This is a genomic window from Rhodoferax potami (genome assembly GCF_032193805.1).
GTDB lineage: Bacteria > Pseudomonadota > Gammaproteobacteria > Burkholderiales > Burkholderiaceae_C > Allorhodoferax > Allorhodoferax potami_A.
This window is the reverse complement of record NZ_JAVBIK010000001.1, coordinates 872,043-885,790: the sequence shown is the minus strand read 5'-3', so window position 1 is coordinate 885,790 and position 13,748 is coordinate 872,043. Positions and strand designations below refer to the sequence as shown.

Annotated in this window: 11 protein-coding genes; 8 read left to right on the top strand and 3 right to left on the bottom strand. The window is 53.4% G+C overall.

Translation table 11 applies throughout. The annotated features are described in order from the left end of the window. Window positions 1-29: 29 nt before the first annotated feature. From RAE19_RS04210 to RAE19_RS04200, 3 genes are all read left to right on the top strand, one after another. Window positions 30-905, top strand: a complete 876-nt coding sequence (locus RAE19_RS04210) for a transposase (RefSeq protein WP_313873738.1) — start codon at window positions 30-32, stop codon at window positions 903-905. A gap of 237 nt (window positions 906-1,142) precedes the next feature. Then, window positions 1,143-2,230 (top strand): IS3 family transposase gene (locus RAE19_RS04205; protein WP_313873731.1). Its coding sequence is split into 2 segments (ribosomal slippage): window positions 1,143-1,404 and window positions 1,404-2,230, totalling 1,089 coding nucleotides; the frame shifts between segments, so codons are not numbered across the junction. Between the two features lie 462 nt (window positions 2,231-2,692). Beyond that, on the top strand, window positions 2,693-3,202 hold the full coding sequence (locus RAE19_RS04200) for a type III toxin-antitoxin system ToxN/AbiQ family toxin (protein WP_313873737.1): 510 nt from the start codon (window positions 2,693-2,695) through the stop codon (window positions 3,200-3,202). A gap of 361 nt (window positions 3,203-3,563) precedes the next feature. On the opposite strand, the gene RAE19_RS04195 is transcribed toward RAE19_RS04200, so the two are convergent. Continuing rightward, window positions 3,564-4,651, bottom strand: a protein-coding gene (locus RAE19_RS04195; protein WP_313873731.1) for an IS3 family transposase whose coding sequence is annotated in 2 segments (ribosomal slippage) — window positions 3,564-4,390 and window positions 4,390-4,651 — 1,089 coding nt in all. Because the reading frame shifts where the segments join, the coding sequence is not laid out codon by codon here. Continuing rightward, window positions 4,626-4,985: a hypothetical protein gene (locus RAE19_RS04190; protein ID WP_313873736.1), complete on the bottom strand. Its 360-nt coding sequence runs from the start codon at window positions 4,983-4,985 to the stop codon at window positions 4,626-4,628. Before RAE19_RS04190 ends, RAE19_RS04195 begins: the two co-directional genes overlap by 26 nt. A gap of 242 nt (window positions 4,986-5,227) precedes the next feature. On the opposite strand from RAE19_RS04190, the gene edd reads away from it, so the two are divergent. From edd to RAE19_RS04165, 5 genes are all read left to right on the top strand, one after another. Next, window positions 5,228-7,096, top strand: a complete 1,869-nt coding sequence (edd, locus tag RAE19_RS04185) for a phosphogluconate dehydratase (protein ID WP_313873735.1) — start codon at window positions 5,228-5,230, stop codon at window positions 7,094-7,096. A gap of 35 nt (window positions 7,097-7,131) precedes the next feature. Then, the gene (gene eda / locus RAE19_RS04180; RefSeq protein WP_313873734.1) at window positions 7,132-7,773 is read left to right on the top strand and encodes a bifunctional 4-hydroxy-2-oxoglutarate aldolase/2-dehydro-3-deoxy-phosphogluconate aldolase; all 642 of its coding nucleotides are present in this window, start codon (window positions 7,132-7,134) and stop codon (window positions 7,771-7,773) included. 288 nt (window positions 7,774-8,061) lie between these two features. Further along, window positions 8,062-8,775: a hypothetical protein gene (locus tag RAE19_RS04175; RefSeq protein WP_313873733.1), complete on the top strand. Its 714-nt coding sequence runs from the start codon at window positions 8,062-8,064 to the stop codon at window positions 8,773-8,775. A gap of 24 nt (window positions 8,776-8,799) precedes the next feature. Further along, window positions 8,800-11,271 (top strand): LptM family lipoprotein, encoded by a 2,472-nt coding sequence (locus RAE19_RS04170; protein ID WP_313873732.1) that lies wholly within the window; start codon window positions 8,800-8,802, stop codon window positions 11,269-11,271. 182 nt (window positions 11,272-11,453) lie between these two features. Then, window positions 11,454-12,541, top strand: a protein-coding gene (locus RAE19_RS04165; RefSeq protein WP_313873731.1) for an IS3 family transposase whose coding sequence is annotated in 2 segments (ribosomal slippage) — window positions 11,454-11,715 and window positions 11,715-12,541 — 1,089 coding nt in all. Because the reading frame shifts where the segments join, the coding sequence is not laid out codon by codon here. Between the two features lie 790 nt (window positions 12,542-13,331). Here the strand turns inward: RAE19_RS04165 and gloA are convergent. Continuing rightward, complete coding sequence (gloA, locus tag RAE19_RS04160; RefSeq protein ID WP_313873730.1) at window positions 13,332-13,745, bottom strand: lactoylglutathione lyase; 414 nt, start codon at window positions 13,743-13,745, stop codon at window positions 13,332-13,334. Window positions 13,746-13,748 lie beyond the last annotated feature (3 nt).

Sequence of the window (13,748 nt, the reverse complement as noted above, 5' to 3'; positions counted from 1 at the left end):
CTGCTCTAGAGGTGCGACGCATTCTGAACATGAAGGGCTACAACACAGCTTTTACATTGCTCACGAAAGCAAGAGAAGCCATTGCCCGTGGCTACAACATTGGATTCATCTCTGGTGTCATCGAGATGGACGGTGCACATACATCTGGGCGGCGTGCCAGTGAGAAGCGCGGTATCCCACTTGGTCAGCGCCTTATCGATGAGTCTGAAGCTCTGGATGATGCAATGCTCACGCAAGCGGCAAGGCAGAAGAAAAAGCGTGATGCCAAAGCGAAAGCACTGGCTGAAGGAGGAGTGCTTGACCCGGCCTATGGAAACGTTCTTCCTCCGTTGCGGCGCATCACGCTGAATGCTCGCATGCGAGGCGGTGCTTCGGGCAAGGGCGCATTGCAAACGCGCTCGGCCATTTGCCTTGCTGAAAACCCTGCGGCTGCAGAGGAGCTCGCACGTCGGTTTGTTGCCATACCAGAGTCCATTTTGGCCACTGATACCGGCAATGCGTTTAGCAAGCTAGGAAAGCGATTTATGGGGCACGTGCAAGTGAATCACAGCCAGCACTTGGTAGGTCCAGGGGGCGAGCACTCCAACAACTCAGAAAGCTTTACTGCACGCATGGACCGCGCAGAAAAAGGTATCTATCTGAACCTGGAGCCTAAGTACTTGCACGAGTACGCGGTCGAGACGGCGTTTCGGGAAGACCATAACCGGATGCCTCCGGGTGCAATCACACAACGCTTGATGCACTATGCGACGAACGTGGGCCTCTCAAGGGACTTCAGGGGCTACACGCATGGACGACACCGAAACCACGAGGTGCTGGTCACTGGCAATCAGTGGGCGACATCCAGTGGGCCGGCCAAGGGTCGTTCACCGATTTCGTCTGTGAATGGGCGCCCACCACGGTAAGTTTGTAGTGCCGCCCTTATAGGTCCGAGCCGCTCTGAGAAGGGCGTCTACCTGAATATCGAGCCAAAGTACATGCATGACTGTGCGGTGGAGACGAGCTTTCGCGAAGACCAAAATCGCGAGGCACCAGGCGCAGCTTCAAAACGTGTTCTGCCCCATGCCCTGAACGTTGGGCTGGTAATCCCCCCGATAAACCAAAGGACCGAGAAGTAGAATTTTCTAAGAAGGAAGTTCTACGTGAAGAAGTCGAGATTTACGGATAGCCAGATCATGGCTGCATTGAAGCGTGTTGAAGCCGGTTTGCCGGTTCCTGATATCTGTCGTGAGTTGGGGATCAGCACCGCCACGTTCTACAAGTGGCGTGCCAAGTTTGGTGGCATGGACACATCCATGATGGCCCGCATGAAGGAACTCGAAGACGAGAACCGGCGGCTTAAGAAGATGTATCTGGAAGAGAAACTCAAGGCCGAGATCGCCAACGAGTACCTCGCAAAAAAGTAAGCCGGCCGTCTCGCCGGCGCGAGATGGCCAAAGAAGTCGTGCAGCAGCGTGGGCTTGCCATACGGGTCGCCTGTTCCGTGTTCTCAATCAGCGAATCCTGCTACCGCTACGAGTCCAAGCAAAACGCTGAGAATGAACTCATCGCTGATTGGTTGATGCGGCTGACGGACAACCACCGCAACTGGGGCTTTGGCCTGTGCTACCTGTATCTGCGCAATGTGAAGAGTTTCGGGTGGAACCATAAACGCGTGTACCGCATCTATCGTGAGCTGGAGTTGAACCTACGTATCAAGCCTAGGAAGCGCTTGGTGCGTGAGAAGCCCGAGCCTTTGGCTGTGCCAGAGGCCATCAATCAGGTCTGGTCGATGGACTTCATGCACGACAAGCTGGAGGACGGCCGTAACCTGCGCTTGTTCAATGTCATCGACGACTTCAACCGTGAGGCGCTGGGCATTGAGGTGGACTTCTCGCTGCCGTCGGAGCGGGTGATCCGAGCATTGAAGCAGATCATTTCCTGGCGTGGCAAGCCGCAAGTGATTCGATGTGACAACGGGCCCGAGAACATCAGTGGCACCATCCAGAACTGGGCCGAGGAATGGGGCATCCGGTTTGAATATATCCAGCCGGGCAAGCCACAGCAGAATGCCTATGTCGAACGGTTTAACAGGACTGTTCGATACGAATGGCTATCCCAGTATTACTGGTCCAGTATTGAAGAAGTTCAGGACTTCGCCACGCAGTGGATGTGGTCCTACAATCACGACCGCCCGAATATGGCCCTGGGCGGTTTCACCCCAATGCAGCACTTGGCCATGGCTGCATAACCGTTCTACTTTTAGGTCCGGTGGAAATTGGGGGGATTACCGGCTCTCCCATCACTTCCGAGGCTTTACGCATGGAAGGCATCGGAACTTTGAAATGCTGTTGACCGGAAATCGGTTCGCTAAGGCCAGTGGTCCTGATAAAGGAAGGTCACCTGTTTCAATGGCCAACGGAAGACCTCCCCGATGATTGTTTGTGTTGTTGATAGCGGGCTAAAATCGGTAGGTATAGGATGTAAGGATGTCAAAAGTTGTCAGAGCCTCTTTTTGTACAAGTCTTTGACATTCAGAGCGCGGAGGTTGTATACTTCCCTCCACAGGAGATACGCTGCCTTTAAGTGCGAACTTGAAAATCAGGTGATACGCTACCTTGAGTGCGAGCTTGAAATCAGGTTCTCGACACCTTAAGTCGGGATAAAAAGTGGCTTCGGCCACTTTTTTTTTGCTATCTGGGAGATAAATTCAATGCGCTTCTATACGGTGACCGACGAATACGTGAAGTTTCTGCAGCAATTCGATTCGAAGGTCCCGAATAACGGGGGCGTGAACTACAAGGGTTCAAAGGTCTACGTCGGAGTCTTACTGGAAATAGGCAGCCACAAATTTCTGGCACCTCTTTCCTCCTATAAGCCTCAGCAGGACCGAATTGACTCATCGGCCCCCACCGCGTTCAAGCTCCATGAGCGTCTGAATCCCGCAAATAAGCTGGGAATGATTGCCCTCAATTACATGATACCGGTGCTTGACAGCGAGATTGCTGAATTGGATGTTGACGCACAAAGCGATAAGTACAAGCGCATGTTGCAGAAACAATATGAGTTCATCAAGGCCCATCGTGCGGAAATTATTGAACGCGCAGCAAAACTCTACGAGCATGTAGTGGTCAAACGAAGTCAATTCTTTGTGCGCATTTCGTGCGACATACCGAAGCTCGTGGACGAACACAAGAACTTCAAGAAGCCCGCTGCTATCTGAACTGCACTTGAGTGGAAGGCTAGGTCTCCGGTTACAAGTCAGCCAGCGTCTTAGGCTTTTGCTGCTTTGGGCGCCATGAGGTTGCTCCTGAAATGTCGTCCTGACGGGCTTCCAATACATCTCGGTCTGAAAGTACACGGAGCGCGCGACGTAGTGTGTTGTGGCACCACTCTCGTAGTTCATTGTTGGTGCTGAACGCCAAGGAAAACTCTGCAATTGTTGCCAAGGCAAAGTCGCTCAGCGATAGATAGGCCGGCGCGTTGCTCTCCGCAAAGGTCTGCAAGTATTTCCGTAATGCTCCTCGCTCGCCATAGCGTCCCGGTAATCCCCCCAATTTCCACCGGACCTAAAAGTAGAACGGTTATGCAGCCATGGCCAAGTGCTGCATTGGGGTGAAACCGCCCAGGGCCATATTCGGGCGGTCGTGATTGTAGGACCACATCCACTGCGTGGCGAAGTCCTGAACTTCTTCAATACTGGACCAGTAATACTGGGATAGCCATTCGTATCGAACAGTCCTGTTAAACCGTTCGACATAGGCATTCTGCTGTGGCTTGCCCGGCTGGATATATTCAAACCGGATGCCCCATTCCTCGGCCCAGTTCTGGATGGTGCCACTGATGTTCTCGGGCCCGTTGTCACATCGAATCACTTGCGGCTTGCCACGCCAGGAAATGATCTGCTTCAATGCTCGGATCACCCGCTCCGACGGCAGCGAGAAGTCCACCTCAATGCCCAGCGCCTCACGGTTGAAGTCGTCGATGACATTGAACAAGCGCAGGTTACGGCCGTCCTCCAGCTTGTCGTGCATGAAGTCCATCGACCAGACCTGATTGATGGCCTCTGGCACAGCCAAAGGCTCGGGCTTCTCACGCACCAAGCGCTTCCTAGGCTTGATACGTAGGTTCAACTCCAGCTCACGATAGATGCGGTACACGCGTTTATGGTTCCACCCGAAACTCTTCACATTGCGCAGATACAGGTAGCACAGGCCAAAGCCCCAGTTGCGGTGGTTGTCCGTCAGCCGCATCAACCAATCAGCGATGAGTTCATTCTCAGCGTTTTGCTTGGACTCGTAGCGGTAGCAGGATTCGCTGATTGAGAACACGGAACAGGCGACCCGTATGGCAAGCCCACGCTGCTGCACGACTTCTTTGGCCATCTCGCGCCGGCGAGACGGCCGGCTTACTTTTTTGCGAGGTACTCGTTGGCGATCTCGGCCTTGAGTTTCTCTTCCAGATACATCTTCTTAAGCCGCCGGTTCTCGTCTTCGAGTTCCTTCATGCGGGCCATCATGGATGTGTCCATGCCACCAAACTTGGCACGCCACTTGTAGAACGTGGCGGTGCTGATCCCCAACTCACGACAGATATCAGGAACCGGCAAACCGGCTTCAACACGCTTCAATGCAGCCATGATCTGGCTATCCGTAAATCTCGACTTCTTCACGTAGAACTTCCTTCTTAGAAAATTCTACTTCTCGGTCCTTTGGTTTATCGGGGGGATTACCTCCCTGCCAACCTCGAATCGATTCGATTTTGGTGGGGTCAAGCCTCTCATCGAATATTTGAACTGTTTGGTCTAAGGCTTTCAACTCGGAGTCGAGCTTGAGTTGATTCTCTTTGGCGTTCGATAGCATCAACTCGGCAATACGAAGCTCGGAACTCAACGTAGTTACCTTAGCTTCCAGCAACAGGATGACAGAGGCGTTGGCGCTGTGTTTATGGGCGATTCTTCCTCTGCTTTCTGCTAGCCACTTCAACGCAGACGGGGTTTTCTTCATTTTTTGGAACTTTCAAAACAAAAAGGGTAGCCTCGTAAAGCTACCCTTTTTGGAGAAAAGTCAGCGGATTTTCCGCATCCTGAAAGTTACAAATGTTGGGCCAACAGCGTAGTAAGACCCATGGTGCGGCTACTTTGCCTCGCCTCGCCGAGCTGAGTTGGTACCCTTCTGGTAACTAGGGGTTGGCACAAAGGTTTGATTCCAAGTTACCATCAGAGGTGTAATTTAGTTACAGAAACTCTATGCCAGACACCACCTCTACCCCCGTCGCTTTGCACCCTGTTGTGGAGGCGGTAACCCGCCGCATCGTGGAGCGCAGCGCCGCCACCCGCAGCGCTTATCTGGCCCAAGTCGCGCACATGGCCGACCGCAAGCCCGGTGTCGACCGCATGGGTTGCGCTAACGTGGCCCACGCTTTTGCTGCAATGCCCGACGCCGACAAGACCCGCGTCACCGGCTTGGATAAATTCAAAATTGTGGAAGAGAAGGGTGCCAACATCGGCATCGTCAACGCCTACAACGACCTGCTCTCCGCCCACGCGCCTCTGCAGCACTACCCTGATCTGGTCAAGGCCGAAGCCCGCAAGCACGGCGCGACAGCCCAAGTGGCGGGCGGTGTACCAGCCATGTGCGACGGTGTGACGCAGGGCACGGCCGGCATGGAGCTGAGCTTGTTCAGCCGCGACGCCATCGCCATGGCCACTGCCGTGTCGCTGAGCCACGATGTGTTTGACGCTGCCCTGATGCTGGGCGTGTGCGACAAGATCGTGCCCGGCCTATTGATCGGCGCACTGCACTTCGGCCACCTGCCCACCGTGTTTGTGCCGGCTGGCCCCATGACTTCGGGTCTGCCCAACAACGAAAAAGCCAAGGTCCGCGAAAAAGCCGCCCAAGGCTTGGTCGGCCGCCCTGAACTGCTGGCCGCCGAAAGCGCTGCGTACCATGGCGAAGGCACTTGCACCTTTTACGGCACCGCCAACAGCAACCAGATGCTGCTCGAAGCCATGGGCCTGCATGTGCCCGGCACCGCCTTCATCAACCCCGGCGACGGTGTGCGCCAGGAGCTGACCCGCGAAGCCGTGCGCACCGTGCTGGGCATTACCAAAGCCAAGCGCTTTGCGCCCATTGGCGAGGTGGTGGACGAGCGCTGCATCGTCAACGCCATGGTCGCCTTATTGGCTACCGGCGGCTCCACCAACCATTTGATTCACTGGGTGGCGGTGGCCCGCGCGGCCGGCATCGTGATCGACTGGAACGATTTCTCATCCCTGTCGGACGTGGTGCCTTTGCTGACCCGTGTGTACCCCAACGGTAGCGCTGACGTGAACCAGTTCCAGGCGGCAGGCGGCCCCGGCTACGTGATCCGTGAGCTGTTAGATGCTGGCTTCATGCACGCTGATGTGTTGACCGTGCGCAGCGGTGGCTTGCGTGAATTCACCGCGATTCCTTCGGCCAAAGCCGATGGCAGCTTGCAGTGGGCTGATGCGGGCGCCAGCAAGGACGAAACCGTGGTGCGCCCCGCCAGCAGCCCCTTCAGCGCCAGCGGTGGCCTCAAGTTGCTCAAGGGTAACCTGGGTCGCAGCGTGATCAAGGTGTCTGCGGTGCCTGAGGATCGCCACATCATCGAAGCCCCTTGCCGCGTGTTTGACTCGCAAGAAGCCTTACACCAAGCGTTTAGCGCGGACGAGCTCAACCGCGATCTGATCTGTGTGGTGCGCTGGCAAGGCCCCCAGGCCAACGGCATGCCTGAGTTGCACAAGCTCACGCCTCCGCTGGCCGTGTTGCAAGGCAAAGGCTACCGCGTGGCACTGGTGACCGATGGCCGCATGAGTGGCGCGTCGGGCAAAGTGCCTGCCGCCATCCACGTGTCGCCCGAAGCGGCGGCAGGCGGCCCCTTGGCCAAGGTGCGCGATGGCGACATCATTCGTCTGGATGCTGCTGCCGAAACCCTGGAGGTGCTGGTGAGCGCTGCCGAGTGGGATGCGCGCCCGCTCGCTACCATGCCCCAAGAATTGCGGGTGGCCAACGGCATCGGTATGGGCCGTGAGTTGTTTGCCAACTTCCGCCGCAATGCACTGGCCGCTGAAGAAGGTGCTTGTACCTGGTTCTGAACCCACAACCCATAACGTCGATCTGGAACTTTTCAATGTCTAACGCTCCCGCTTTTACCGCCCTGCAAGTCATGCAGGACGCGCCCGTCATTCCCGTCATCGTGCTCAATGATGTGGCCCACGCCGTGCCCATGGCCCGCGCCCTGGTGGCCGGTGGCGTGCGCATGCTGGAAGTGACTCTGCGCACCCCCCAGGCCCTGGCCTGCATGGAAGCCATCGCCCGTGATGTGCCCGAAGCCGTGGTCGGTGCCGGTACCGTGCGCAGCAAGGCCGATGCGCAAGCCGCTGCCAATGCGGGCGCCCGCTTTGCCGTGAGCCCCGGCTACACCAGCGCCGTGGGCCAGGCTTGCCGTGACTTGGGCCTGTCCTTGTTGCCCGGTGTGGCCACCGGCAGCGAAATCATGATGGCTCAGGAAGACGGTTACACCGAACTCAAATTTTTTCCCGCCATGCAAGCCGGCGGCCCGGCCATGCTCAAGGCCTGGAGCGGCCCGTTCTTCGATGTGAAGTTCTGCCCCACTGGTGGCGTGACGCTGCAAAACGCACCTGAGTTCTTGGCACTGCCCAATGTGGTGTGCGTAGGCGGCTCGTGGATCGTGCCGGCCGATGCGATGGCCAAGGGCGAGTGGGACAAGATCACCCAACTGGCGAAGGACACGCAGGCGCTGCGCAAGTAAGCAGAAAGAGAGATTCCAGGAAAAAGAGGGCCGCGGCCCTCTTTTTTATTGCGTATTCTGCTATTAAATTGGAAGCAAATAAGTTTTCAACCAAGGCGATCCATCGCGTCTTTAGTTTTACGGCACATGGCTGGCGCTCCTTGGGGCCCAAACTCCACTAACGAACCAGGCGCGGTGGGCGATAACAGCCCTTAATCGGCGGATAGTTACGTCTGCACTTCGTCTACGATCTAAACCTATAGGGCTCTTAACGGTTAGCCGAAAGCAAAAATGCCGGCTGAGCCTTGAGTGTTTGTCGATGTACAGAGGATTGGAGCTATGAGCATTTCCCAACTGAATGGAGCGGAAGGGCCGCCAGATTCAGCGGTTCAAAATCGACTGACCGCAGCAGGACTGGTGTTGGCAACATTATTTTTTGCAGGCTCGTTTGCCATGCAGTTGCATGCCCAGTCCAAATCTGGACGCACCTTTGCCGAAACATTTGCCTACTTGGAGGTCGCGCTGGTGGTCGGCGCACTGATGGCGATCGCTTCCATCACCGGTTTATTGGCCTGCCAGCAGTGCTTAGCAAGCGACCGGGCCTGGTACAAGTCCAAACGTGTTTGGTTCATCGTGGCCACTGTCGCCCAGTATTTGTCAATTTCTCAAGCCATGAGTGCAGGGCTTACAGAGTTGGTCTTTGGCATCAAACATACTTTTGAAGCCGCATTCTTGGCACATATGCTGGCGGTGGCAGCGTCCATCTTTTGGGTTTTGTTGTTGTGGGTTGCGCCGATCCATGCATTACGCAGTTGGTGGCCTCACCTTTGGCGAGGTGAGCGCGTAATTGTGGCTTTGCTGTATATCGTGTTGCTGATGTTTGTACTGTTGAGCAACGCCATGATTTACGCCATGCAGGACGGTGTGTCAGATACCTGGGCCTCGTTGCTGTGGGCTTTACTGCAGCAGTTTCTCCAGCCTATGATGTGGTTGCGGCCTTGGGCTGGATCGTTGGCAGTTTAAAGATTCAAGCGTGGAATAAGCAACATGAAAAGATCTTGGCGCTTATTGATTGCTAGTGTTCTGGTAGCTCTTCTTGCAGCATGTGGTGACAGAGGTAAAGGTGCACCACCTGCTGAAAAGAAAGTAGTTATTGGCAATGCCGCTCAAATCAAGGCAAAGCGGCTCAGCACACATCATCGGGCGAAACCCTTGCCTTTTGGGGTCACCCATAAAAGGTTTAAAGACGGGAAGCTTTTGGCTGACGATGCGCCGCATCCGTATATTCCCTTAAGCGGTATCGTTCATATAGACCCGCGAAAAAGCAAATCACTACAGATCGCTTATCACGAAGATAAGCTAGGCACGCTTTCTCAGGAAATGCCCGCTAGTTTTCATATTAGCGACATATCCATCGTGGATGAGGTTAAGGTTCGCCCGGGTACAAACCAACCACTAGTGAGCCTTACGGGCAAGAAAGGCAATAGTTACATCACTGCTTTGGATGCGCGCGGCGATGCGATTTCCAAGTTCATGGTGCTGTCTGCGGAGCCCCAAGAGGACGTCTTGGTAGTCGATGATCCGGATATTCGTCCTATGCTTTGCCTCAGCAGAAGCGAATCTCGCTTCGGTACAGTGTGTGATTACACCACTTCCACTAGCTTTGATTGGGGGGAATCAGGTAATTCTTTTTCTATAGATAACTTTTTAAAGAATGCAAGTACGGGTAAGAAGTATCTTATGTTTGATACTGGTTCGATAGAAAAGTTGAGAAAATTAAATAACAGCTCTTCTGACTTTAAGAAAAAAGCAATTTACTTCGAGAATCTTGATGTTCTGGTTGTAATGGAAGACGGGACTTCGACTGTAGAACGGATGGCAGTAATTGGGCGTAACCCACTTGATCCTGCCGAGAAAGACCCAGCCAACGATTCACTTTTCCTTAACGCTTTGGTCGTAGGTTATTTGGCAACTCAGGAAGAGTTCAATACTTATATTGATTTTGGTGGGAAACTAACGTCCAGTCCACTTCGCGATCCAGAGGAGATCTCTGAACTGGTACACGAGATTCCACCAGATGCATCCGTCAAAGCCCACCTAGTTGGCATGGTATTCTCAGATGGATCCGAGTACACCAGTTCCAAAAATATGGCTGCTGAGCAAGTGGGCTACGGTCGATATTCTGTGAATTACTACAAGTACGAGTTGCGCCAATCTAATGGTGAACGCCTCGGAGTTGATGCCCCAGAATGCCGTTTTAAGGGAGCGATTGCCCCAGGTACGATCAACTTAAGATCCTTCAAAACGCAGGTGTCGACCGGTTTTGGAGGTTCATTCAGCTGGAATAGTGGCAAGCCCGACATTGAGCTCGCAATCAAACCATTTGTGAATGTTGGTGGGCAAATAGAACTGGACGTGGGGGCTGAGGCCGTGCTTGGATGTGGAATAGTGCTGAAAGAATTTACGGGCTTTGAGGTTGGCGTCCCGTTGCTGGGCAGTTTGCAAGTAGTTATACCTTTGGAGGCAAGGGCTGAATTTGGGGTAAGTACCGCTGGAACCTATCCTTTGGTGGGGCCGCGGTTTTCAATGGGTTCCAAGTCTGATATCGAAAAGCCGGGCACAGTGGGTGTGAAATACTCTTCAAGTGGAGGTCTTAAAACCGAATTTGATGCGCAATCGAAGACATCCAGAAATCATTTGGGATTTGCTGAAGGCGCATCTGCGGGAGGAAAACCATTTGAGGGGAGCTATGCTTTTGGTGTTGGAGTGGGGTTAGTGATGCGTGGTGAGGTCGGCTTTTGGATCGCTAAAGCTCGAATCGACGTTGAACTTATGGATGCATTACTTGGCGTTAAACAATCTAGTGAGTATTCCGTTGATGAGAAGAATAAAACTTTTAAAAAATACAAGTGGGATTCAGAGGGAGGGATTGGATTTTTCACCACATTTAAACCGACTATTTCTCTCAATACGAAATGGGTCAGCGTTAGCATCCCTGTATTCGATCTAGGCTCCCCCAAAGTATTTTTTGTAGAGTTCCCGCTCGAGGAGGAGGAAACCAAAGATCTTGAGCCTGCGGAGGTAAGTAATAAAATAAAATTTAAAAAATGTTATCCAAAAGCTCCACCAGCCTGTTCCATTCAGAATGAAGAGGTTTTTTACGGCCAGGAGGTTGATTACGTCAATAGTAGTCAGAAATTTAGCGTGGGCGTGCCGCCGCTGCCGTTTTATGACAGTAACCCCGGATTTTTTACTTATGCCTACATAGTGAAGGACAAGGCTACTGGTGAGCCGGTGGTGAATGAAATTCCGATGGTCTTCCCTGATGGTGTATTTGTAGGAAAGCAGGGTTATGCGAATAAGTACGGTGTGATAGACGTGCTTGCTGAGGCAGTGTATTCCAGGACAACAGGCGTGGGTGATGGAAAATACTGTGCGTTTACCGCGTGGGGTGATAAAAAATATGCGCTGATGTTTACGTGTCCGAATATAAACCACTCAGCTCTCGAGGCTTTATGAAATAGATCATGGCTCTTACTGCATGTTGTCTCACTAGGATTAAAGAACGGTCGTCGCTGCTTACTGAAGTAAGGTTTTTGATTTCACTGTATTGCTATGGCCAGGAGGGCTCTGCTCGATGGGTAATCCCCCCGATAAACCAAAGGACCGAGAAGTAGAATTTTCTAAGAAGGAAGTTCTACGTGAAGAAGTCGAGATTTACGGATAGCCAGATCATGGCTGCATTGAAGCGTGTTGAAGCCGGTTTGCCGGTTCCTGATATCTGTCGTGAGTTGGGGATCAGCACCGCCACGTTCTACAAGTGGCGTGCCAAGTTTGGTGGCATGGACACATCCATGATGGCCCGCATGAAGGAACTCGAAGACGAGAACCGGCGGCTTAAGAAGATGTATCTGGAAGAGAAACTCAAGGCCGAGATCGCCAACGAGTACCTCGCAAAAAAGTAAGCCGGCCGTCTCGCCGGCGCGAGATGGCCAAAGAAGTCGTGCAGCAGCGTGGGCTTGCCATACGGGTCGCCTGTTCCGTGTTCTCAATCAGCGAATCCTGCTACCGCTACGAGTCCAAGCAAAACGCTGAGAATGAACTCATCGCTGATTGGTTGATGCGGCTGACGGACAACCACCGCAACTGGGGCTTTGGCCTGTGCTACCTGTATCTGCGCAATGTGAAGAGTTTCGGGTGGAACCATAAACGCGTGTACCGCATCTATCGTGAGCTGGAGTTGAACCTACGTATCAAGCCTAGGAAGCGCTTGGTGCGTGAGAAGCCCGAGCCTTTGGCTGTGCCAGAGGCCATCAATCAGGTCTGGTCGATGGACTTCATGCACGACAAGCTGGAGGACGGCCGTAACCTGCGCTTGTTCAATGTCATCGACGACTTCAACCGTGAGGCGCTGGGCATTGAGGTGGACTTCTCGCTGCCGTCGGAGCGGGTGATCCGAGCATTGAAGCAGATCATTTCCTGGCGTGGCAAGCCGCAAGTGATTCGATGTGACAACGGGCCCGAGAACATCAGTGGCACCATCCAGAACTGGGCCGAGGAATGGGGCATCCGGTTTGAATATATCCAGCCGGGCAAGCCACAGCAGAATGCCTATGTCGAACGGTTTAACAGGACTGTTCGATACGAATGGCTATCCCAGTATTACTGGTCCAGTATTGAAGAAGTTCAGGACTTCGCCACGCAGTGGATGTGGTCCTACAATCACGACCGCCCGAATATGGCCCTGGGCGGTTTCACCCCAATGCAGCACTTGGCCATGGCTGCATAACCGTTCTACTTTTAGGTCCGGTGGAAATTGGGGGGATTACCGATGCTCTATGTCTTTGAATAGAAGAGCTTACTGAAAATCGGTGATTTTTGAGAAGATATTAAACTGCGATATTTTTCGCTTTGAGGTTCTTGATTCTTGGTTTCGATGGGTTATCTTTTTGCAGGAGTTGGTTATGAAATTCTCAATCAATCAATCAATCAATCAATTGTTTGGCAATATTATTGAGTGGTTTCACTCTCGCATCATGCACGGTCTATAAAGATGAACTGGTGCCGCCAACCAGTCCATCCGGTATGGCTTGTGTGTCGCAGTGCAACACCAGCAAACAGTCGTGCCAAATATCGCAACAAGCGTTGGCCCAGCAATGCGAGGCGAATCACAACCTTGCGATGAACGACTATCAGGTTTGTAAGGCAAAGAACCCGGCTACGAGCTTTTGCAAAAGCTACACAACAAAAACTGTAACGATTAACGGCAAAACCGAGACTCGCCAAGAATGCAGCGTTACCAGTTATGAATCACCCTGCAAAGAGCCGGTAAAAGGCTGCAAGAGTTCGGCAGACTTGAGCTCTTGTGATGCCGGATTTAAGTCCTGTTTTGCATCGTGTGGCGGAGTTTTTAACCGGATTGAGGTCAAATAGTGGCAGCTTGCCCTCGCAGTGTTCCACTTTTTGATATTTGTTGGAGTTGATTCCAAACGATGGTCTGTACACAACACCTCTTATCAGGCCCTGTGTTTGAGCCCAAGAGGTGTTTGTGTACAGGAAGCAGCTAGCCCGGCGTGGTGTTAGCGTAAACCGAGACCTTGTGCCTGTAGAGACTTTTGGATCAGCTCGATCTTGTAGCCGTCCGGGTCCGTCACAAAGGCAATCACGGTGCTGCCGCCTTTGACGGGGCCGGCCTCGCGGGTCACGTTGCCCCCGGCGGCCTTAATCTTCTCCACGGCGGCATACGCGTCCGGCACACCCAGAGCTATGTGGCCGTAGGCGGTGCCCAGTTCGTAGCTTTCCACGCCCCAGTTGTAGGTGAGTTCGATCTCGGCTTGGGCGGGATTGCCTCCTGCAAAGCCCAGGAAGGCGAGGCTGTATTTGTATTCCGGGTTTTCCGAGGTGCGCAGCAATTGCATGCCCAGCACTTGGGTATAGAAATCGATGGAGCGTTGAAGGTTGCCAACGCGCAGCATGGTGTGAAGAAATTGCATGCA

Coding starts and splice junctions, on each gene's coding strand:
- RAE19_RS04170 (WP_313873732.1), top strand. CDS start 8,800: ATGAAAAGATCTTGGCGCTTATTGATTGCTAGTGTTCTGGTAGCTCTT.
- eda (WP_313873734.1), top strand. CDS start 7,132: ATGTCTAACGCTCCCGCTTTTACCGCCCTGCAAGTCATGCAGGACGCG.
- gloA (WP_313873730.1), bottom strand. CDS start 13,745: ATGCAATTTCTTCACACCATGCTGCGCGTTGGCAACCTTCAACGCTCC.
- RAE19_RS04200 (WP_313873737.1), top strand. CDS start 2,693: ATGCGCTTCTATACGGTGACCGACGAATACGTGAAGTTTCTGCAGCAA.
- RAE19_RS04190 (WP_313873736.1), bottom strand. CDS start 4,985: ATGAAGAAAACCCCGTCTGCGTTGAAGTGGCTAGCAGAAAGCAGAGGA.
- RAE19_RS04210 (WP_313873738.1), top strand. CDS start 30: ATGAAGGGCTACAACACAGCTTTTACATTGCTCACGAAAGCAAGAGAA.
- edd (WP_313873735.1), top strand. CDS start 5,228: ATGCCAGACACCACCTCTACCCCCGTCGCTTTGCACCCTGTTGTGGAG.